The sequence below is a fragment of the Mesorhizobium sp. LNHC209A00 genome, from assembly GCF_000502915.1.
Classification (GTDB): Bacteria; Pseudomonadota; Alphaproteobacteria; order Rhizobiales; family Rhizobiaceae; genus Mesorhizobium.
Genome location: NZ_AYWT01000003.1, coordinates 835,057 through 854,374, shown reverse-complemented (window position 1 = coordinate 854,374; position 19,318 = coordinate 835,057). Strand labels below are relative to the sequence as shown.

25 protein-coding genes and 1 pseudogene are annotated in these 19,318 nt (G+C 65.3%); 16 read left to right on the top strand and 10 right to left on the bottom strand.

Features of this window, described 5'->3' with window-relative positions:
• Nucleotides 1–261: 261 nt before the first annotated feature.
• Nucleotides 262–822: a dienelactone hydrolase family protein gene (locus X739_RS154355; protein ID WP_023794519.1), complete on the bottom strand. Its 561-nt coding sequence runs from the start codon at nt 820–822 to the stop codon at nt 262–264.
• Nucleotides 823–957: 135 nt separating this feature from the next.
• On the opposite strand from X739_RS154355, the gene X739_RS154360 reads away from it, so the two are divergent.
• Nucleotides 958–1,656: a RibD family protein gene (locus tag X739_RS154360; protein ID WP_023794517.1), complete on the top strand. Its 699-nt coding sequence runs from the start codon at nt 958–960 to the stop codon at nt 1,654–1,656.
• Nucleotides 1,657–1,674: 18 nt separating this feature from the next.
• On the opposite strand, the gene X739_RS154365 is transcribed toward X739_RS154360, so the two are convergent.
• Nucleotides 1,675–2,559, bottom strand: a complete 885-nt coding sequence (locus X739_RS154365) for an SDR family oxidoreductase (protein ID WP_023794515.1) — start codon at nt 2,557–2,559, stop codon at nt 1,675–1,677.
• 90 nt (nt 2,560–2,649) lie between these two features.
• Here X739_RS154365 and X739_RS154370 point away from each other — a divergent pair, with 90 nt between their 5' ends.
• Nucleotides 2,650–3,498 carry a helix-turn-helix transcriptional regulator gene (locus tag X739_RS154370; protein WP_023774601.1) on the top strand — a complete coding sequence of 283 codons (849 nt, stop codon included), beginning with the start codon at nt 2,650–2,652 and terminating at the stop codon, nt 3,496–3,498.
• 133 nt (nt 3,499–3,631) lie between these two features.
• On the opposite strand, the gene X739_RS154375 is transcribed toward X739_RS154370, so the two are convergent.
• Complete coding sequence (locus X739_RS154375; protein WP_023784848.1) at nt 3,632–3,928, bottom strand: DUF1236 domain-containing protein; 297 nt, start codon at nt 3,926–3,928, stop codon at nt 3,632–3,634.
• A 507-nt stretch (nt 3,929–4,435) separates the two neighbouring features.
• Here X739_RS154375 and X739_RS154380 point away from each other — a divergent pair.
• Together X739_RS154380 and X739_RS154385 are read left to right on the top strand one after the other, a co-directional pair.
• Nucleotides 4,436–4,633 (top strand): hypothetical protein, encoded by a 198-nt coding sequence (locus X739_RS154380; protein ID WP_023774599.1) that lies wholly within the window; start codon nt 4,436–4,438, stop codon nt 4,631–4,633.
• Nucleotides 4,634–4,875: 242 nt separating this feature from the next.
• Nucleotides 4,876–5,103: a hypothetical protein gene (locus X739_RS154385; RefSeq protein ID WP_023774598.1), complete on the top strand. Its 228-nt coding sequence runs from the start codon at nt 4,876–4,878 to the stop codon at nt 5,101–5,103.
• Between the two features lie 61 nt (nt 5,104–5,164).
• On the opposite strand, the gene X739_RS0134185 is transcribed toward X739_RS154385, so the two are convergent.
• Nucleotides 5,165–5,404 (bottom strand): hypothetical protein, encoded by a 240-nt coding sequence (locus X739_RS0134185; RefSeq protein WP_015316799.1) that lies wholly within the window; start codon nt 5,402–5,404, stop codon nt 5,165–5,167.
• Between the two features lie 30 nt (nt 5,405–5,434).
• Between X739_RS0134185 and X739_RS1000000170430 the strand changes: the two genes are divergently transcribed.
• Nucleotides 5,435–5,905, top strand: coding sequence for a hypothetical protein (locus X739_RS1000000170430; RefSeq protein WP_245273824.1), 471 nt, complete (start codon nt 5,435–5,437; stop codon nt 5,903–5,905).
• A 92-nt stretch (nt 5,906–5,997) separates the two neighbouring features.
• On the opposite strand, the gene X739_RS154395 is transcribed toward X739_RS1000000170430, so the two are convergent.
• Together X739_RS154395 and X739_RS154400 are read right to left on the bottom strand one after the other, a co-directional pair.
• Complete coding sequence (locus X739_RS154395) at nt 5,998–7,914, bottom strand: diguanylate cyclase (RefSeq protein WP_023794507.1); 1,917 nt, start codon at nt 7,912–7,914, stop codon at nt 5,998–6,000.
• Nucleotides 7,915–8,067: 153 nt separating this feature from the next.
• Complete coding sequence (locus X739_RS154400; RefSeq protein ID WP_023774593.1) at nt 8,068–8,973, bottom strand: LysR family transcriptional regulator; 906 nt, start codon at nt 8,971–8,973, stop codon at nt 8,068–8,070.
• A 95-nt stretch (nt 8,974–9,068) separates the two neighbouring features.
• On the opposite strand from X739_RS154400, the gene X739_RS154405 reads away from it, so the two are divergent.
• The 9 genes and pseudogenes from X739_RS154405 (at nt 9,069) to X739_RS154435 (ending at nt 15,157) form a co-directional block, all read left to right on the top strand.
• The gene (locus X739_RS154405) at nt 9,069–9,950 is read left to right on the top strand and encodes an aldo/keto reductase family oxidoreductase (protein ID WP_023784852.1); all 882 of its coding nucleotides are present in this window, start codon (nt 9,069–9,071) and stop codon (nt 9,948–9,950) included.
• Between the two features lie 136 nt (nt 9,951–10,086).
• Nucleotides 10,087–10,422: a metalloregulator ArsR/SmtB family transcription factor gene (locus X739_RS154410; RefSeq protein WP_023774591.1), complete on the top strand. Its 336-nt coding sequence runs from the start codon at nt 10,087–10,089 to the stop codon at nt 10,420–10,422.
• Complete coding sequence (locus tag X739_RS154415; protein WP_023784854.1) at nt 10,419–10,919, top strand: SRPBCC domain-containing protein; 501 nt, start codon at nt 10,419–10,421, stop codon at nt 10,917–10,919. The genes X739_RS154410 and X739_RS154415 overlap by 4 nt, the downstream gene beginning before the upstream one ends.
• Entirely contained in the window at nt 10,909–11,733 is an 825-nt protein-coding gene (locus tag X739_RS154420; protein ID WP_023794503.1) for an alpha/beta hydrolase, read from the top strand. The genes X739_RS154415 and X739_RS154420 overlap by 11 nt, the downstream gene beginning before the upstream one ends.
• 162 nt (nt 11,734–11,895) lie before the next feature.
• Complete coding sequence (locus X739_RS154425; protein ID WP_023794501.1) at nt 11,896–12,666, top strand: pseudouridine synthase; 771 nt, start codon at nt 11,896–11,898, stop codon at nt 12,664–12,666.
• 148 nt (nt 12,667–12,814) lie between these two features.
• Nucleotides 12,815–13,561 (top strand): SDR family NAD(P)-dependent oxidoreductase, encoded by a 747-nt coding sequence (locus tag X739_RS154430; RefSeq protein ID WP_023794499.1) that lies wholly within the window; start codon nt 12,815–12,817, stop codon nt 13,559–13,561.
• Between the two features lie 42 nt (nt 13,562–13,603).
• A pseudogene (locus tag X739_RS1000000171350) lies at nt 13,604–13,846 on the top strand (sigma factor); the annotation flags it as partial.
• A 203-nt stretch (nt 13,847–14,049) separates the two neighbouring features.
• Nucleotides 14,050–14,676 carry a sigma factor-like helix-turn-helix DNA-binding protein gene (locus X739_RS1000000170420; protein ID WP_245273823.1) on the top strand — a complete coding sequence of 209 codons (627 nt, stop codon included), beginning with the start codon at nt 14,050–14,052 and terminating at the stop codon, nt 14,674–14,676.
• A 79-nt stretch (nt 14,677–14,755) separates the two neighbouring features.
• Nucleotides 14,756–15,157, top strand: coding sequence for a VOC family protein (locus X739_RS154435; RefSeq protein ID WP_023794497.1), 402 nt, complete (start codon nt 14,756–14,758; stop codon nt 15,155–15,157).
• A 130-nt stretch (nt 15,158–15,287) separates the two neighbouring features.
• Here X739_RS154435 and X739_RS154440 read toward each other — a convergent pair whose 3' ends face one another.
• Nucleotides 15,288–15,869 carry a histidine phosphatase family protein gene (locus tag X739_RS154440; protein ID WP_023794495.1) on the bottom strand — a complete coding sequence of 194 codons (582 nt, stop codon included), beginning with the start codon at nt 15,867–15,869 and terminating at the stop codon, nt 15,288–15,290.
• Nucleotides 15,870–16,040: 171 nt separating this feature from the next.
• Between X739_RS154440 and X739_RS154445 the strand changes: the two genes are divergently transcribed.
• Nucleotides 16,041–16,490, top strand: a complete 450-nt coding sequence (locus tag X739_RS154445) for a universal stress protein (RefSeq protein WP_023794492.1) — start codon at nt 16,041–16,043, stop codon at nt 16,488–16,490.
• Nucleotides 16,491–16,527: 37 nt separating this feature from the next.
• Here X739_RS154445 and X739_RS154450 read toward each other — a convergent pair whose 3' ends face one another.
• Complete coding sequence (locus X739_RS154450; protein ID WP_023794490.1) at nt 16,528–17,439, bottom strand: AraC family transcriptional regulator; 912 nt, start codon at nt 17,437–17,439, stop codon at nt 16,528–16,530.
• Between the two features lie 204 nt (nt 17,440–17,643).
• On the opposite strand from X739_RS154450, the gene X739_RS154455 reads away from it, so the two are divergent.
• Complete coding sequence (locus X739_RS154455) at nt 17,644–18,213, top strand: DUF308 domain-containing protein (protein ID WP_023794488.1); 570 nt, start codon at nt 17,644–17,646, stop codon at nt 18,211–18,213.
• Nucleotides 18,214–18,244: 31 nt separating this feature from the next.
• Here the strand turns inward: X739_RS154455 and X739_RS154460 are convergent, their stop codons facing one another.
• Complete coding sequence (locus tag X739_RS154460) at nt 18,245–18,994, bottom strand: sulfite exporter TauE/SafE family protein (protein ID WP_023794486.1); 750 nt, start codon at nt 18,992–18,994, stop codon at nt 18,245–18,247.
• A gap of 45 nt (nt 18,995–19,039) precedes the next feature.
• Nucleotides 19,040–19,249 (bottom strand): hypothetical protein, encoded by a 210-nt coding sequence (locus X739_RS154465; protein ID WP_023794484.1) that lies wholly within the window; start codon nt 19,247–19,249, stop codon nt 19,040–19,042.
• Nucleotides 19,250–19,318: the final 69 nt, after the last annotated feature.

The following is a 19,318-nucleotide window of genomic DNA, read 5'->3' as shown; positions in this document are numbered from 1 at the left end:
GGTTCCTCCTCCACAGAAGCGCACGGCCCCTAAAAACCGGGACCGGTTTCAGGAAGGATCATGCGCCGGTTAAAGTGTTGGAGCATCCTCCTTGCGCCAAGAACGCATGCCGCTCCAGCTGACAGCCGCCTAAATTCCTCCGATCGGCGTCAACAAGAGGATGCTAACCCAGGGTCAACCATTTGTGCAACATCGATATAACAGCCAGGACAGCAACTTGTCGGAATCCTCTGAATTTGGACTCTTCGGTCCGAAGGCCTTCTACGTCAGGAACGCCAAGGAGCGGCTCCAGAGCTGCGCGGCCGCCGTTGCATTGTAGTCGGGCAATGCCGGATCGGAAAAATAATGTCCCGTGTTTGGATAGCGGAAAACCTGCACATCCGCTTTTGCTGCCTCCGCGCTTTCCTGCCAGGCGCTGACGTCGGGCTCGGGGAACAGTGGATCGGTGTCCGCGACATGCAGTCGGATGGGCAAGCCGGGTCGTGTGTTGGCAGGCACGGTCGCCAAACCATGCAACAGCGGAACACCCGCTGCCAGCGGCCGCGACGCCCAGAATTCCGCCACCACGCCGGCGCCTATCGAGATCCCCGCCGGCACCGCATCGCCCGGCATCGGGGCCAGAGCCTCTCGCGCCTTCAGGCAGATGGCACCCCAGCCGATCCGCGCCTTGATCGCGAACCCTTCATCGAGATCATCCGTCGCTGCACCCTGATAAAGGTCTGGCAGTGCGACCGCATGGCCGCGGGCCCGAAGGCGTTCCGCAAGATGACGCTCGATCGGGCGAAGGCCAAGAACCGAGTGAAACAGGATGATGTCCGCCATGCTCCGGCCCCTAGTCGCAGAGATAGTCATTTTACCCACCGGGACTTGCAGCCTCAAGGCACACCGCATCGGCTTCCATTTTCCGGGTGCGGCACTACCTTCGGGGCGGCCAAGCCGACGAAATGGAGACACCATATGAAGCCGCGCATCATCTGCCATATGCTTGCCTCGCTCGACGGCAGCCTTCATCCGAGCCGCTATACCGAAAGCCCCGACGGCAGCCGGGCCGAGTGGTCGGGCCTCTATGAGCAGATCCACAACGACCTCCAAGGCGACGCCTGGATCGTCGGCCGCGTCACCATGGCCGAGATGAGCAAGGCCGCCGCGCATCCGCCCGCGCATGGCGGCAAGGTCGAGCGGCCGCATTATTTCGCGCAGCGCAATGCGGGCAGCTTTGCCGTGGCGCTCGATGCCTCGGGCAAGCTGCACTTTGCAAAACCCGACATCGGCGGGGACCATGTCGTGGTGCTGCTCGGACATGATGTAGCCGACAGCCATCTGGCCGAACTCGCCGCCGACGGCGTGTCATATATCGTGTCGCAAACGCCCGGCATCGATCTCGCCGCCATGCTGGACGTGCTTGCCCGTGAGCTCGGCATCCGCCGCCTGCTGCTCGAGGGCGGCGCCGGCATCAACGGCTCCTTCCTGGCGGCGGGGCTGGTCGATGAACTCAGCCTTCTCATTGCCCCCGCGCTCGATGCGCGGGAGGCAAACCAGGGCTTTGTCGAGTTTGGGAATAGCGGCCTTGCCGACAAGGTGCGGTTGTCGCTCACGGATTGCAAAGCCCTCGCGCATGGGCTCGTCCATTTGCGCTACGCCGTCACCCCAGGCTAAGGCCGCCTCTTACGCGCCTCAATACCGCATCGCGTCCAGATCGGCGATCAGCGTCGGGCCGGTCGGACGCCAGCCGAGCCGTGCCTGGGTCAGCGCGCTGGAGGCGGGCAGGTCCATGGGGGCGAACATCGCCATCCAGCCGAAATGCTCAGCCGCCTTCTCCGGCGCGATCGAAACCACCGGCAGGTTCAGGCCACGGCCAAGCGCCTCGGCGATCGCGCGCACCTCCACCCCTTCTTCGCCGACGGCGTGATAGCGCGCGCCGGGCTGCCGCTTTTCCACCGCGAGCCGGTAAAGGCGCGCGGCGTCCGAGACATGGCTGGCCGAATAGCGGTTGCGGCCGTCGCCGACATAGGCCGAGACGCCCTTCTGGCGCGCGATCTCGATGAGCGGCGAAATGAGGCCTTGCTTGAGCGTGTTGTGGACCTGCGGCAGGCGCAGCACCGACAGGTTGATGCCGGCCTCCAGCAACGCATTCCCGGCGAGTTCCGAGGCGATGCGCGGATTAGGGTGATCGGGGTTGAAGACATCCTCGACGGCCAATTGGCCATGTCCGCGACTGCCCATGCCGACGCCCGAGGTGATCACCAGCGGCCGGTCGGAGCCGGCGAGTGCCTGACCGAGCGCGGCGATGACACGGCTGTCCTTTTCGCAATTCTCGGCGAACCGCGAAAAATCATGGTCGAACGCGGTGTGGATCACGGCTTCCGCCTCGGCCGCGCCGTCGCGCAGGCCTTGGGGATCCTCGAGGGTTCCCCGATACACCTCGGCACCGGCGGCAGCCAACGCCTCGGCACCCGCGTCGGAGCGGGTGACGCCGACGACCTGATTTCCGGCCTGAAGAAGTTCGGAAACGAGGGCCGAACCGATGAAACCGGTCGCGCCGGTTAAAAAGATACGCATGCAAAACCTCCTGCACAGTTGCCTGCGTACTATCGCTGCTCTATTATTCCATTAAAGTAGTGATCTTATCATGGTATAATGGCTAACAGGATGCCCAACACTTCCGCCGGTTCGCTCGCGGCATTCCTGAAAGACAGACGTACCCGGCTCGACCCCTCATCGTTCGGCTTTTCCGGGCGCAGGCGCACGCCGGGACTGCGCCGGGAAGAGGTCGCGCAGCGCGCCAACATCAGCCCGACCTGGTACACATGGCTGGAACAGGGACGCGGCGGCGCGCCTTCGGCCGATGTGCTGAACCGGATTGCCAAGGGTCTGCTGCTGACCGAGGCAGAGCGCGAACATCTTTTCATGCTGGGGCTCGGGCGCCCGCCCGAAGTCCGCTACATCGGCGCGGACGGCGTCAGCCCCAGGCTGCAACGCCTTATCGACACGCTGGAGGCAAGCCCGGCCCTGATCAAGACGGCGACCTGGGATGTCGTCGCATGGAACCGCGCCGCGCAAGTCGTGATGACCGATTACAGCACCTTGCCCGCTGGCCAGCGCAACATCCTGCGGTTTATGTTCCTGAGCCCTACCATCCGCGCCAAGCAGCACGATTGGGAGAACCTCGCGCGTTTCGTGGTCGGCGCGTTCCGGGCCGATGCGGCGCGCGCCGGCGCGGTGTCCGAGGTCGCCCAACTGGTGGAGGAGCTCTGCAGCGCCAGCTCGGAATTCGACGCGCTGTGGCGGGAAAACGACGTGCTCAGCCATGGCGACGGGACAAAGCGCCTGAAGCATCCCGAACTCGGCGACATCGAGCTGGAATATTCGGCCTTCGCGGTGGATGGCCGGCCGGATCTGAGCCTGACCGTCTACAATCCGGTGGATAGCAAGGTCGCCGACCGCATTCGCGGGCTTGCCCGGCGGCACAAGGAGCGAGGGGCGGACCCGTCGCGTTGACGCAGGACCCCATTCAAGGGGCGTTCGCGAACCCGTTCAGCTTGCGCAAGGTCGGCATCACGCAAATTCTGACTGTCAAGGCAATGCGTCTGCATGGTTGGCCCGCCGCCAGCCGGCAGCGGGCCAAGCGCCGCTACTGGATGATCTTGATGATCTTGCGGGTGCTTGGATCCACGATCACGGTCCGGTTGTCGACGACGGTGTAACGATACTTGACGTTGGGGACTTCGTGAAGCTCGACGGTATCGGGCAAGGCCGTGCCGACGTTGAGTTCCACGCCGGGAACCTTGACCGAAGCCAGCGGCTGCTTATGCACATACTCCTTGATCACCGTTTCCTGCTCGGGCTGGATGATGACGTCCTCGGCGGCGGCTGCGCCGACACCTGCGAGCAACAGAACCGCGGCTACGGCGGCAAGATCTTTTTTCATGAGTACCTCCATTTGAAACCTGCACAGCACAACATTGTCACCGCGCTGCGGGATCGAACTTCAGGCATGGTTGAATGTTCCAGGCTTGGGCTTCGGTCCGGCCAGCACCGGACTTAGGTCCCATAAAAAAACGCAATAGTCCTGCCGGCGCCACTGCCGGGAACGGCCGTCTTTCGCGCTCGTTGTTTCGCTGCAAGTTCATCGCGGATATCCGACCGATGTCGGGTGGCACTGCGGGGGTGTTTTTGAATTGGCGCAGCTACGTCCCTTCCTGCGCCAATAGGGTTCGCTCACTGCTTCGGGCGGTGGGCGAACCCTAAATCCCGGCGCTCAGCCGACAAGTGAGGAGGTTTAATGTTCAGCGACAAGGAAACCCGCCTTATGGAGGCGGCGCTGGTGATGGCGGTCCCGTTGTCGGCCTTGATCGCCGTCCTGCTCGTCAGCCTTACTTTGAACTGGTAGCAGCCTTGCTGCCTTCACCGCTAATCGTGAGGTCGAGTTGAGGCCATGGGACAACAGATCCGTCCACACAATCCCAATCTGACCATGCTGGCTGGCCGCCAAAGGGAGGAGAATCGCGCCTTTGTGGCCGTGGAGCAAGGCGGACGGCACCGGCGCGCTTTCCGCCACCCCGCGGATCGGGCCTTGCCGTCGCTGCGCAACCAGCGCTCACCGCTGCCCGTGGAAATCGCGGTCCGTTTGTGACGCTTTCGAGAAAGGAGCCCGGCCTGCTTTGGCGGAGGGCTCGGCACGTTGCGAGCAGGCCGGGCTATGCCCCGGCTGCCACACTTGGCGGAGGCTCGGCCGGTGCAAAGGCAGGTTGTGCGTTTATCGCTCGACCCGCAACTCGGACTGAAGTCCTGCGAACCATGCGCATTGGTCCCAAACGTTGAACATAGTTTGCTGGCGCTCGTTGCCGGGAGGGACGCGTGAATTGGAGAAGAGCAATGCAGCTTGGTGAGATCATCGCCAACACCTTGGCCATCCTCTTGCTGGTCTGTTTTCTCGCCAGCACATTCTTCCTTTTCGGAAAGCCATTGTGGCCAGAGCAGCATGCCCGCATGATCATCATCGTGCCGGTAGACGCCATGGCGACAGCCTCGACGAGCCGCGGTGGCTCACCCGTGTTGCCAGGCACCTTCCAGACCGGCCTTGCCCATCCAAGGCCGTCCTGATGGGCATCGGCGATGGGGAGCCGACCCTAGCCAGTGCTATCGAGCGCTGCTCGCGGCAAGTCTAGTCGAGCTTCTGGATGCGCCCTTTGTCGAGACGGAAAACGCCATCGTTGCCGCCTTGTTGCTCGAAGTCGGTCTGCAGTTCATCCCAGATACCAAGATATCTGCCGCACTCGGCGCAACTGATCCGCGTCGATGGTGTCGCATCGGCCGGGATTTGCAGGCGGATGGTGCCGCAAAAGGGGCACTCCAATCGGTGATCGAGATATTCGCCAGGGCGCGTCTGTAATAGCCTGCGCACAGCTTCCTCCTGGATTTGGGTGGAAGCAGGATGATCGCTCCCAAGCGCCCGCGTATGTTCGCATCGCTGACGGCCGTGGACAAGCTACGCCAGCCATTGGCGGGGTCAATAAACAAAGACATGACTGCCAATTACCGGCCCAATCCTGGAAGCGTGGCGGCTGCGGCATCTCCAGGCCCTGACTTCGGCAGCAGATGCAGCTTCGCGAACGACCCGGAACCAAACCACCCGGCAGCGGTTTCCCAATGGAAGGGACCGCAAACCACGGAAGCGGCAGCAATGGAACTTTTGACCTTGGAACTTGCCAGGGCGAGGCAGCGACTTCACCGAGCGGAACTCGCCCTTGAACGCGCAAACGCGATGCTGGACGAAGACTGTGGCGTCGGTATCAATCTGCGGCTTTGTGACAGGATAAGATCCGCGCAACAACGCGTCGGCGAAGCGAAGGCTCGTCTTGTGAAGCTCGATCGCGCCAGCACGGATTCAGTTCACTCCGGCTGAAGCTTACGCTTCACCGCCCGGACCCTCGTTCAGGCGATAACCAGCTCAGCTGATCCAAATCCAGCGGCAGCCCGGCCCTGGCCTTGCAAGCCTCATATCTTGCGCCGGGAACCGGTCGAGCGTTGGTCGCTGAGATGCGGGCGCCAGCCATGCACCCGGTCCCGCCCGGCGGCCTTGGCGCCGTAAAGCGCCTCGTCGGCCCGTCTCAGAAGATCGGCAATCTCCATCGTGGCGCCGTCCGCGTCTAGGGTGCTGACCCCAATGCTGACGGTGACGATGCTCTTTTCGCTGCCGGCATGCGCCATGGCAAGGTCGCGCACCTTGCTCCTGAGGGTCTCGGCAATGACAAAGGCGCCCCGGGCATCGGTCTCGGGCAGGACGAGCGCGAATTCCTCGCCGCCGTAGCGGGCCGCGGCGTCGGCCGGACGGCGAGCAGTCGCCTGGATGCAGCGGCTCACGGCGCGCAGGCATTCATCGCCCGCCGGATGGCCGTAATGGTCATTGAACCGCTTAAACCAGTCGACATCGATGATCACCAGGCTGAGCGGAGCCGCATTGCGCCTGGCGCGCGAGAATTCGCGCGCCAGCGCTTCGTCGAAGGCGCGGCGCGTCCACAGTTCGGTCAGCCCGTCGCGATGTGCCAGAAGGTTCAGCTTCTCGTTGAGCGCCAGCAGTTCGGTCTCGACCTGCTTGGCCTCGGTGATGTCGGAGAATACGCTTAGGCTGCCGCCGTCGCCTGTCGGACGGGTGCGCACGTCGAGCCAGCGGCCGTCGGCAAGCCGGACCTGGCGCTGGCTGACAAGCTTCTGCGAGGCCATGATGCCGGCGATCCAGCCCTCGACCTCGTCCGGTGGTGTGATCGCCTCACCTCGCTGCGCCGAGGCGCGCAGGATGTGACGGTAGTCGGCGCCTGGCACCCTCATGTCCGCCGTCTTCGGAAACATGGCGCGGTACTGGGCGTTGCACAGCACCAGCCTGCCGTCCGGGTCGAACATCACCAGACCGTCGGCCATGTGCGTCAAGGCGTCTCCGAGCCGGACCCGGCTTTCCGCCAGCTCGGCCTCGAGCTGCTTGCGCGCCGTGATGTCGCGATTGTGCGTGATCAGGCCGACGACGGCCCCGCTCCTGTCGCGAAAGGGCGCCTTCAAGGTCGCCAGCCAGCCTTCGGTTCCATCCTCGTGATGAAGGCGCTGTTCGATGGTGGACGAGACGCCCGAGGCCAGCACGGCAAGCTCGTCCTCGCGGAAACCTTTCGCCGTTTCGCCCGGATAGAAGTCGAAATCCGTCTTGCCGATCAGAGCCTTGGCGTCGGCCGCCTGCATCAGTTCGGCCGTTGCCGGATTGGCCGCGATGAACCGCCCGTCGAGGTCCTTGACGTTCAGGCAATCCGGCAGTGTCTCCACCACGGCCTTGTAGATGCGCCGGGACTGCAGCGCCTCGAGGCGTCGCCGCTCCTGGTAAAGCGTGAGCCCCGACAGCACCACCGAGACGAAGATGAGCAGGGAGGAAGGCAGCGCCACATCAGGCAGGACCATCTGCAGGACATTTCGTGGCAGGACGCTGAGGCCGAGCAGCGATGCGGCAGCGGCGGCCGCGCCAAGGATCATGATGTCGACCATGGTGGGCCGCCGGCCCTTCAGGGCAAGGTTCCCGGCGACACCGACCAGCATGGCGGCCGCGATCCCCACCGCACCGGCGAAGGCGCCCATGCCGCCCTCGAAAGTCCGGAACGCACCAGCCATGACCCCGGCGACGATGCCGGCGACGGGACCGCCGAAGAAGCCGGCAACGGCAATCATCGTTGCCCTGAGATCGGCGAGCACGCCGGGCTGCAACTGCATGGGTGTGAGCATCAGGACGATGGCGCCGGCGCCCATCAGCAAGCCGAAAGCGGCGGCCTTCGCGGCGCGCGGCCAACGGTCCAGCCACACATGCGTGTGGATCCAGACCGAAACGAACAACGCCACGACCGCGAGATTGGCCAGCAATTCGGACCAGGGCGAACCCATTGCGCGCCTTTCCCTTTACCGGGCTTTCGCCGTACCGCCACTCCGATAGGCCCTCAATGACAACAAAGTGTTACATCAAGGATTTCGCTTGGTCCAAAGGAGCCGCGGCGACGGGCCGATCGGCGCAACACGCAGCACGATTTCCGTCCGGGATCAGTCCCACCGCATCCCGCCGACAAAATCAATGAAGGCGCGCAGCGGTGCCGGCGTCAGGCGGCGGCCGGGATAATAGAGGAACGGGCCTGAAAACTCCTGCCACCAGGGCTCCAGCACCGGCTCCAGCCTGCCGTCGTCGAAGTACGGGCGCAGCCAGTCCTCGAACAGCGAGACGATGCCGCCGCCGGCGACCGCCACATCGAGCGCAAGCGCCATGGCGGTGCCGGTGCTGACAAGCAGCGGGCCCGTCGGCTCGACGCTCACCACCTCACCGTCGCGTTCGAACTCCCAGGGCGGCATGAAGCCGCTGGCGAAGCGGCCGCGCAGGCAAGCGTGGTGGAGCAGGTCGCGCGGATGGTCGGGCCGGCCGCGGCGGTCGAGATAGGCCGGTGCGGCGGCGGTGGCGAAGCGCTGCCGGCGCGGCCCGATCGGCACGGCGATCATGTCCTGCTCCAACCGCTCGTCATAGCGGATGCCGGCGTCGCAACCGCTCGCCAATATGTCGACGAAACTGTCCTCGGCGGTCACTTCCAGGCGAATGTCGGGATAGGCCGCGAGGAAGGGCGGCAAGAGGCGCGGCAGCACCAGCTTCGCCGCCACCACCGGCACGTTGAGCCGTAGCGTGCCCGCCGGGCGGCCGCGAAACCCGTTGACCACATCGAGCGCCGCCTCGACTTCGCCGAGTGCCGGGCCAAGTCGGTCGAGCAGCCGCGCGCCGGCTTCGGTGGGTGCGACGCTGCGCGTGGTGCGGTTGAGGAGCCGCACGCCGAGCCCGCTCTCCAGCCGCCGCACCGTCTCTGAAAGGCTGGAGGCGCTGACGCCGCCGACCCGGGCGGCCTCGCGAAAGCCGCCGGCCCGCGCCACCGCCATGAAAGCCTGCAGGTCACCCAGATCCGTCGCCATTGTTCGCCTTTCCGCACAGCCTGTGCCGATTGCGCCATATTATCGCGCGGGCGAGGACTGTCTATATCGTGCCGATCCAAAGGAGATCGAGACCCATGACCGACATAAGCAAGGCCGGAACTTTCAAGCTCGGCGACCGCACCGTGAAGCGCCTCGGTTATGGCGCCATGCAACTGGCCGGACCCGGCGTCTTCGGCCCGCCGAAGGACCGCGACGCGGCGATTGCCGTGCTGCGCGAGGCCACTGCCAGCGGCGTCGACCATATCGACACATCGGATTTCTACGGTCCGCACGTCACCAACCAGATCATCCGCGAGGCGCTGCACCCCTATCTAGCCAACCTCACCATCGTCACCAAGATCAGTGCGCGGCGCGGCGCGGATGCCTCGTGGATCCCGGCAATGTCACCGCGGGAGCTGACGCAGGCCGTGCACGACAACCTGCGCAATCTCGGGCTGGACGTAATCGAGGTCGTGAACCTGCGCTCCATGCATGGCATCCACGGGCCCGCCGAAGGCTCGATCGAGCCGCAGCTCGACACGCTCGCCGAACTGCAACGCCAGGGACTTGTGCGCCATATCGGCCTGAGCAACGTCACCCGCAAACAGATCGCGCAGGGACGCGGCATGGTCGACATCGTCTGCGTGCAGAACCAATACAACATCGCGCATCGCCAAGACGACGCGCTGATCGACGAGCTTGCCGCCGACGGCATCGCCTATGTGCCGTTCTTTCCGCTCGGCGGCTTCACGCCGCTGCAGTCGAGCACGCTTGCCGAAGTCGCGCAAAAGCTCGGCGCGACACCCATGCAGGTGGCGCTCGCCTGGCTGTTGCAGCGCGCGCCCAACATCCTGCTCATCCCCGGCACCTCCTCGGTCGGGCATCTCAGGGAGAACCTCGCGGCGGCCGAGCTTAAGCTGCCGGCGGATGCCGTCCAGGTCTTGAACGGCATAGCAGGCGAGAAGGCAGCGGCCTGAGACTTTCACCCAACGTTTGCCGGGATGAACCTCTTCCCTGCGAGCGCGCCAGCTCTCGCAGTTTCCGGAAGATTGTTGACGAGGGAAGCCAAGGGCTCTATAGAACCAATTAGTTCCAGAACTGATTGGTTCCATAATGGCTGTTGAATTTTCCCTTGACCACACATTCGCCGCGCTCGCCGATCCGACGCGGCGCGCGATCCTTGCCCGGCTGCTCGATGGCGAAGCCTCGGTCGCCGAACTCGCGCAACCCTTCGAGCTCACCGTGCGGGCCGTCTCCAAACATGTCGGCGTGCTGGAGCAGGCTGGTCTTGTAACCCGCAGCCGGGCGGCGCAGAAACATCTGAGCCGCATTGAGCCCAAGCCGCTGCGCGACATCGACCGCTGGCTCGACGATTATCGAAAACTTTGGGAAGGCCGCTTCGACCGCATGGAGGATCTGCTGCGGCGCGACGCGGACAAGGCGCCATGAGCGACCGCGCCCAAGATGCCACCGGGCGCGGCTTTGCCATCGAACGGGTGTTCGAGGCTCCGGTGGCACGCGTCTTTCAACTGTGGACCGAGCCCAGGCTCGTGGCGCAGTGGTGGGGCATCAGGGACTGCACCATTCCTCACTGCGTGCTCGACGTGCGCGTCGGTGGCCGCTGGCGCATCGATATGCTGACTGCCAGCGGCGCGCTCTACCGCAACCAGGGCAGCTATCTCGAAGTCGTCGAGAACGTCAGGTTGAGCTACCGCGACGAACCGGATCCGGAAATCCGAGAATGGGCCGGCAATCCGCCGGGCCAGAGCCGCCATACCGTGACCTTTACGCCCGATGGCATGCGGACCCATGTCCATTTCGAGGTGACGCTGGCGAGCGCCGCCGACCGCGAGCGCCTGCTGGCGCTGGGCATGCGCGGCGGCTGGGCACAGAGCTTCGACCGGCTGGGGCAGTTGATAGACCGGGAAGCCAACCATGCAGGATGAGAACGCGAAACCGTCCACGCAAGCCGTACTGTCACGGGATGGAACGCTGATCACCTGCGAGCGTCAGGGCCACGGTCACCCGCTCGTCCTCGTCGACGGCGCGCTATGTTCGCGCACGATGGGACCGAGCGGTCCGCTGGCCAAGGCCCTCGCGGACAACTTCACCGTGTTCCGCTACGACCGCCGTGGCCGTGGCGACAGCGGCAACACCGCGCCCTACGCGATCGAGCGCGAGGTCGACGACATCGAGGCCGTACTGCGGGCGGCCGGCGGCGAGGCCTATGTCTGGGGCATGTCGTCGGGCGCGATGCTGGCGCTGATGGCGGCTACCCGCCTCCCCGGCGTCAAGAAACTCGCCCTCTACGAAGCGCCGCTGATCGTCGACGACAGCCGCGCGACCACGCAGGCCGACTGGGCGACGATCGGAACAGCCCTCGCCGAAGGCCGGCGCGGCGACGCTATAACCGCCTTCCTCAAATCGGTGGGCATGCCTCGCCTGCTAATCGTCTTCATGAAGCTCACGCCGATCTGGCGACGGCTCAAGGCCGTGGCGCACACGCTGCCGCATGACGGCGCCATCGTCGCTGGCGATCAGTTTGGCAAGCCCCTGGACCCCGTCCGCTGGGCGTCGCTCCGCGTGCCGGTGCTGGTAACCGACGGGGGTAAGAGCCCGGCATGGCTGCGGCATGGCAACAGGGCTCTGGCCAAAGCACTGCCCAATGCCCGCCACCAAACGCTGCCCGGCCAGAACCACATATTGAAGCCCGCCGCACACGCCCCAGTGCTGACAGCGTTCTTCAACGCGCAAGATTAGGCGCGGCAGGTAGATCCCAACTAGCAAAGGGAATCCGGGCATGCAGGGCTCATATGGGCGGCCGGTTGAGGACATCCCAGCGCCGCCGTGAATGGATCGCCGCTTGCGATGCCGGTGCGGCCCATGGCATCTGTCCGATACCACGGATCGACCCCAAGCAGCATGGCTCCACGAACACCATCACGCGGCAGGCCGCCCGCCAAAATACCGCCCGCCGGGCCTTCAGGCGTCAGCCTGAACCGCGCCCTGTCCAAACTCGGCTTGTGCTCGCGCACGCAGGGCGAGGCGCTGATCGCGCAGGGCCGCGTGCGCGTCGGCGGCAAGGTGGTGCGCGATGCCGCGCTGCGCGTCGACATGAACCGAGACAGGATCGTCGTCGATGGCGTCGAGGTGGTTGCCGAGCGCAAGGTCTATGTCATGCTCAACAAGCCGCGCGGGCTGGTCACCACCCGCGACGACCCGCTCGAGCGCGACACCGTCTATGCCTGTCTCGAAGGGCTCGACCTGCCCTTCGTTTCGCCGGTCGGCCGGCTGGACAAGGCCAGCGAAGGCCTGCTTCTGATGACAAACGACACCCGCTTCGCCAACCGGCTGATGGACCCGGCCTCGCACCTGCCCAAGACCTATCACGTGCAGGTCGCCGCGGTGCCGGATGAAACGATGCTGGACATGTTCCGCGCGGGCGCGGCCGTCGACGGCGAGACCCTGGCCGTCAAGTCGATCGAACTGCTGCGCAGCGGCGGTCGCACCGCCTGGCTGGAGATCGTGCTCGACGAGGGAAAGAACCGCCACATCCGCCGCCTGCTCGCCGCTCACGGCGTCGAGGTCAAGCGCCTGATCCGCGTCGCCATCGGCCGCCTGCCCCTCGGCGACCTCGCCAAGGGCATGGCGCGGCATCTCACGCCGGAGGAACTGGCGCTGCTGGCGGGCTGAGCGAAGCCGGCAGCATTTTCTTGCGTCTGGCTTTCGCGGACAAATGGCTCGAAAAAAATTTTCGTCACCACCGATGATTTTCCCCTACCTCGGCTGTCCTGATCCTTAGGCGCCGGAATGGTCCGCCGCCGGAAGAGCGAGGTGATCCATGGGATCGTTGCAGGGTCAAAATGTCGTCGTGGTCGGGGGCAGCCGGGGTGTCGGCCGCTCGATCGTGGAAGCCGCGCTCCGCGAGGGCGCGACCGTGCTTGCCGCCGCCCGCGGCGCGGCCGCCTTGAAGGAGCTCTCCTGGGAGGCCTCCGGCGTCAGGACCCTTGCCGTCGACGCCACGCAGGAGGCAGCGCCCGATACGGTCTTCGCGGCTCTCGAACCGGATGTGCTGGTGATCTGCGCCGGCGCCTTCGCCCCGTCGGCGCCCCTCCAGGATCAGAGCTGGGACGAGTTCTCGGCCAATTGGGAAATGGACGTCAAGGCATCCTTCCTGTTCTGCCAGGCGGCGCTGCGTGGCCGCATGAAGTCCGGCGGCCGCGTGGTGCTGATCTCCAGCGGCGCGGCCTTCAGCGGCGGCCCGCCGAACTCCGGTGGCTATTCCGGCGCCAAGCGCATGCAGATGGTGCTTGCCGCCCACGGCCAGAAGGAAGCGGACCGGCTTGGCCTCGGCCTGCGCTTCATGGCGCTGGCGCCCATGCGCATCATGGCCGGCACCGGCGTCGGCCAGCGCGGCATCGAAGGCGTTTCGACCTATCTCGGCATCAGCCCGGCCGATTTCCTGGCCAGCATGACCGACATGCAGACACCCGCCGATGTCGCCAATGCCGTGGTCGCGCTCGCCGGCGGCAAGTTGCAGGGCACCGCCTTCACGGTGAGCGGCAGCGGGCTTGCGGCGGCGGCGTGAGGGGCGCAGCATATCAGGGCAATCGCGCTTGGCAGGCTCGACATGACAGATGCTTCCGGCCCACTTGAGCCGCTGGGTCCGGAAGGCGGGCCGATCCTCGATCGGCGGGCTTTCGAGCGCCTCACGATGGCCCACCGCCGCGAACTCAAGCTCCACTGCTATCGCATGATGGGATCGCTGCACGAGGCCGACGACCTCGTCCAGGAGACATTCCTGAAGGCATGGCGCGGCCGCTCGCGCTTCGACGGGCGCGGCTCGCCGCGCGGCTGGCTCTATGCCATCGCCACCAACAGCTGTCTCAATGCGATCAAGGCGAGGTCGTCGGCGCATCGCATTCTCCGAGAGCCCGCACGGCCGCCGAGCGAGGGGCGCGCCGCCGCCGGCGCCGCAGCTGAACTCGCCTGGCTGGAGCCCTACCCTGACGCCGAGCTGCCGGACCTCGCCGATGGCCAGCCTGGCCCCGACGCCCGCTACGAGACCCGCGAGNGGTGCGGCTCGCCTTCGTCGCCGCCATCCAGCTTCTGCCGCCCCGCCAGCGCGCCACGCTTCTGCTGTGCGACGTGCTGGGCTGGTCCGCGGCGGAGGCCGCGCAATTGCTGGGCGGCTCCATCGCGTCGATCAACAGTGCCCTGCAGCGGGCGCGCGCGACGCTCGGCGCGCGCTATCCGCAAGGCCGGCCCTTGCGGCGGTCGGAACCCAGCCAGCGAGAGAGCCTGTTGCTGGAACGTTATGTCAGCGCCTGGCAGGCGACCGATCTCGACGGCTTCGTCGAGCTGCTGCGCAAGGATGCCACCTACCATATGCCGCCATGGCACGACTGGTACCAGGGGCGCCAGGCGATCCACGGCTTCTTCAGGACCGTGTGGGGCAATTTCGCCAGCTATCGCGCTGTGCCGACACGAGCCAACGGCCAGCCCGCGGTCGCGATCTATGCGCGGCGCCATCAGGATGCTGAATGGCGCGCGCAGTCGCTGCATGTCATCGAGCCGGCCGGCGGCGCGATCGCCACTCTGACCGTCTATGTCGGCCGGCTCGGGCCCGATCTGTTCGCCGCCTTCGGCCTGCCGCCGGTCTGGTCCGAATCGAACGCATCACCGTCGCAACCCGTCTCCTGACAGAAAGCTGGCAGGAGCCCTGGTCTATTGATCGGCTGGGAGCCCGCTTGCGGCTTCAGCGATCAAAGGAGCCAATGCCATGAATTTCGTCTCAGTCCGCATCATCACATCAGATGTCCAGCGCCTAGTGCGCTTCTATGGTGAAATCACCGGCATGCCGGTGACGGTATACACGGAAGACTTCGCCGAACTGGAGACGCCGGCCTGCACGCTGGCGATCGGCAGCACGCGCACTTTGATGCTGTTCGGCGGCGACATCGCCCGCCCCGCCGACAACCACACGGCCATCCTCGAATTCCGCGTCGGCGATGTCGATGCCGAATTTGCCCGGCTATCGAACCTCATCAAGAGCACGACCGTGCAGCAGCCGACCACCATGCCCTGGGGAAACCGCTCGCTGCTGTTTCGCGACCCCGATGGCAATCTGGTGAATTTCTTCCAGCCCGTCACCGCCGAGGCGATCCGGAAGTTTGACAAATAAACAGCCCAGTATTCGGAATTAGCCCAGGCCTCCCCCGGTTCGGCATAACAGGGCGAAGCAGCCGCGAAGCGGCGTCGCGGAGACCCGAGGATGACGAAGCGATTGACGTCGGCGCTAAGCCTGCCACCCCCTATTTCAGGTTCCACCTGCGCACGACCGGCTCGCCGAAATCATGCTCGTAGCCGAGCACGCTGATGCTGGCCGTGTCGAGCACGAACAGGGCCCCGTCTTCCGGCGGCAGGCCGAGCCAGCGGGCGGCGAGCACGCGCAGGAAGTGCGCACTGGAAAAGATCAGTATGTCGGCATTGGCCTTGCGCAGGCGCTCGATGATCCTGTCGGCGCGGGTGCCGACATCGGCCGCCACCTCGCCTTGCGGAGAGCCGTCGCGAAAGACGTTCCAGCCTGGCCGCTCGGCCAGGATCTGTTTGGTCGTCAGCCCCTCATAGGCGCCGTAGTCCCACTCCTGCAGATCGTCCATCTTGACGCTTGTCGCGCCAAAGCCGGCAAGCACGCTGGTATCGTAGGCGCGCTGCGAGGGGCTCGACCAGACGGCTGTGAACGATAGGCCTTTCAACCGCTCCGCAACACCCCGCGCGGCCGCCTCGCCGGCCGGCGTTAGCGGCATGTCGGTGCGCCCGGTATGCTGCCCCGAAAGGCTCCATGCCGTCTCGCCATGCCGGACCAGATGGATCTGCGGAAACGCGTTGCTCATGGGATGCCTTTCGATGTCGGCGGCACCTTAGAGGACGATGCGGGAAAGGGGAATCCGGGTAATGACGAAACCTCGCCTGGCCCTGATTCCCCCCGCAATGGCACAATGATGAGCGTGCGGCATGACTATCTCTCTGTTGGATAGTCATCAGGCACGACAGGCAACACCATCATGTACAAACATCTGCTCATCGCCACCGACGGTTCTGACCTGGCCGACAAGGGTGTCGCCCAGGGCCTCACACTGGCCAAGGGCATCGGCGCCGCCGTCACCTTCGTTACCGTCTCGGAACAATTCCCGATCTTCGCCTGGGGCGGCGCCATGGCCGGCTATGCCGCCGGCGACGAACTGGTCACCTATCGGGAGGAAGCGCGCCGCTATGACAAGGAAGTGCTCGATAAATGCAAGGCATCCGCCGACGCCGCCGGCGTGTCCGCCACGCTGGTCCATGTCGAGGACAAAAGGCCGGCCGAAGCGATCCTGGAACTGTCGCGGGCGCAAGGCCGCGACCTGATCGTCATGGCCTCGCACGGCCGCCGTGGCCTCGGCAGGCTGCTTCTGGGCAGCCAGACGGCGGAAGTGCTGTCCTACACCGAGATCCCGGTGCTGGTGGTGCGGTAGCGGCCGCAACCCGATATCTTCAAGCTGGCGCCATCGGTCAGCGCGGCTTCGCCGGTGCGGCTTCATTCGCCAGGGCATATTCAACCCGTGGCGGATGCCCGAAGAGCTGTTTGTAGGCGCGGCTGAAGGCGGCTTCGGACTCGTAGCCGATGCGCAAGCCGATCTCACCCACGCGTGCGTCTCGCCTAGCCAGCAGATCGCGGGCCAGGCCCAGCCGCCACTCATTCTGGTAGCGCAGCGGCGAGCGCCCGACGAGAGCGGCGAAGCGCTCGCAGAAGCTGGAACGGGACATGCCGGCCTTGTCGGCCAGTTCATTGATGCTCCACCGCTGCAACGGCCTTTCGTGAATGGCTTTCAGGGAACGGGCGATGCGTGCATCCGAAAGCCCGCCGAGCCAGCCCGTGGCGCGTCCTTCATGGACCCAACTACGCAAGGTGCGGATGACCATGAGGTCGATGATGCGGGAAATCATCAAAGCCGCGCCGGGCTGGGCGTCGCTGGTTTCGACCATCAGGAAAGGCAGCATTCCATCGACCCACCCTGCCCCCTGGGCACGCTCGATATGGATGCATCGCGGCAAGGCGAAGATCATTCCCCGCAGGCTGTCCGGATCGAACCAGAAGCGGCACGCGACGATCGCCACCCGAGGATGCGACGCCACCAGCCGCAACGCGCCGGGACCGCGAGGCAGGAGCACGAGGTCGCCGGCCTCTATGACGACAGGGGCCTGATCCCCACTCTCCATGCGCAGCGCGCCGACGGTCACCACGACGATATGGGCTTGGCCCTCGTCGAGATCGAGTTGCTCCGCCTGTGCCAGCGTGCGTGAAAAAACCTCGTCGCCGGTAAGCCTGACCTGCGCCAGCACATGCGAGAGAAGGTCCCCGGAGACACCGGCACGCGGCCCTCCATCCGGAAGAATGGTCAAATTTTCAGGCGATTCCATCATGGATGCGACCGGCCGGCTCCCCTACATTCCTTACGACGATAGCGCATTTCGTGCTGATTATGCGCCATTTTTTCCTCGGATCAAAACCATTCCCGTAGCCAAGGCAGCGAGAACGGGCTGTTCCAATCATCCAAACCGGCGGACGTGATACCAAATCGATCAAGCGGGTAAAGCGCCGTCCAACCAACGAAACAGGGAATTCCAATGAGCACTCAAACCATCCAGGCGCCTGGCGCCGCATCGCAGTGGCTGAAGTCCTATTATTTCCTCCGGGCCGGCTTTTCAGTCGCCTGGGTAGCGGCCGCCTTCACCCTTGGCAAAAGCGCGCCGCCGGTCTCGGCGCTACTCCTGGTCGCCTATCCCTTGTGGGACGCTATCGCCAATATTCTGGACGCGCTGCGCAGCGGCGGCTTGAAAGCCAATCCCAGCCAGGCGCTCAACGCGGCGGTCAGCACGATCACGGCCATTGCCGTCGTCATCGCACTTGAACAGGGCCCGCACGCGGTTCTGGCGGTGTTCGGTGCGTGGGCGGTTCTCTCCGGCCTGTTCCAGCTTGCCACCGGCGTGCGCCGTTGGCGGGCAGGCGCGCAATGGGCGATGGTGCTGAGCGGTGCGCAGTCAGCGCTTGCCGGTGGCTTCTTCATCAAACAGGCCATCGGCACCGCGACGCCTGGCATCACCGACATCGCGCCCTATGCCGCGTTCGGTGCCTTCTATTTTCTCGTCTCGGCCGTATGGCTGGCCGTCACGCAGACACGCAAGCCTACGACTTGATCCTGCCGTGCGGCGGGCCTGGCCTCGGTGTTTACAGCGCAGCGTCCAGCGCGAGATAGAGCCCGAGCGCCAGCAGCCCGGCGAAGAACACCGTGCGAAAGGTCTCGACGCTCATCCGCTGGCGCAGCGCCTGGCCGATGAACATGCCGGCCAGCGCCGGCGCCAGGGCAAGGATCGATCCCGTCAGATGCGCCGTCGGCGAGATAAGCGCCCCGGCCCTGAACAGCCCCAGGCCAAGAGCCAAGGTCGAAACAGTGAAGGACAGGCCGAGCGCCTGGACGAGATCCTCTTTGTGCAGCCGCAGCGATTGCAGGTAAGGCACCGCCGGAATGACGAACACGCCGGTGGCGCCCGTGACCAGTCCGGTCGCCACGCCTACCAGCGGCGATATCCAGGCCTCATGGCGCGCCGGCGTGATGAAGCCGGCCTTGGCGATGCCGAGAAGGGCATAGAGCACCAGTGCGGCGCCAAGCGCTGCCGAGGCAATCATCGTGTGCGCGCCGGTCAGCAGGCCCGCGCCGGCGACGGTGCCGATGACAACGCCGGCCATCATCGTCCAAAGGCGCCTGAAGAGCCCGCCGAAGGATGGACCGGTGAACAATTGCCAGAGATTGGTGACCAGCGACGGGATCAACAGCAGGGCGGCTGCCTGCGCCGGCGGCATGGTCACCGCCAGCAGGCCCATCGCCACGGTGGGCAGCCCCATGCCGACCACGCCCTTGACGAGACCGGCAGCGAGGAAGACGGCGCCGATGAAGGCGATGGCCCCGATGCTTAGCATGGATGGAAGCTCGACATGGATGGACCTTGGGGCACGCCGGTTCCTTCAGTCATGCAGCAGCATGTCCGTCGCCTCGGCATCCGGATTGGCTTGTGCCGTCCCGGCGTCGCGGCTGACGGAAGCCGCCGCCACGGCGCATCCCCGCGGGCCAGGCCGCGCCTGCGCCACGGCAAGCGAGGCCACCGCGAGCGCCAGCACGAGCGCCGCGCCTTCAAGAAGGCCGAGCCCCTGCGGACCTGATGTTTCTTCACGCATCGGAGATCTCCATCGCAATTGATTTGACCGACTTGTCGGTTGCCCACAATGTGGAAGTTGTGCTGCCAG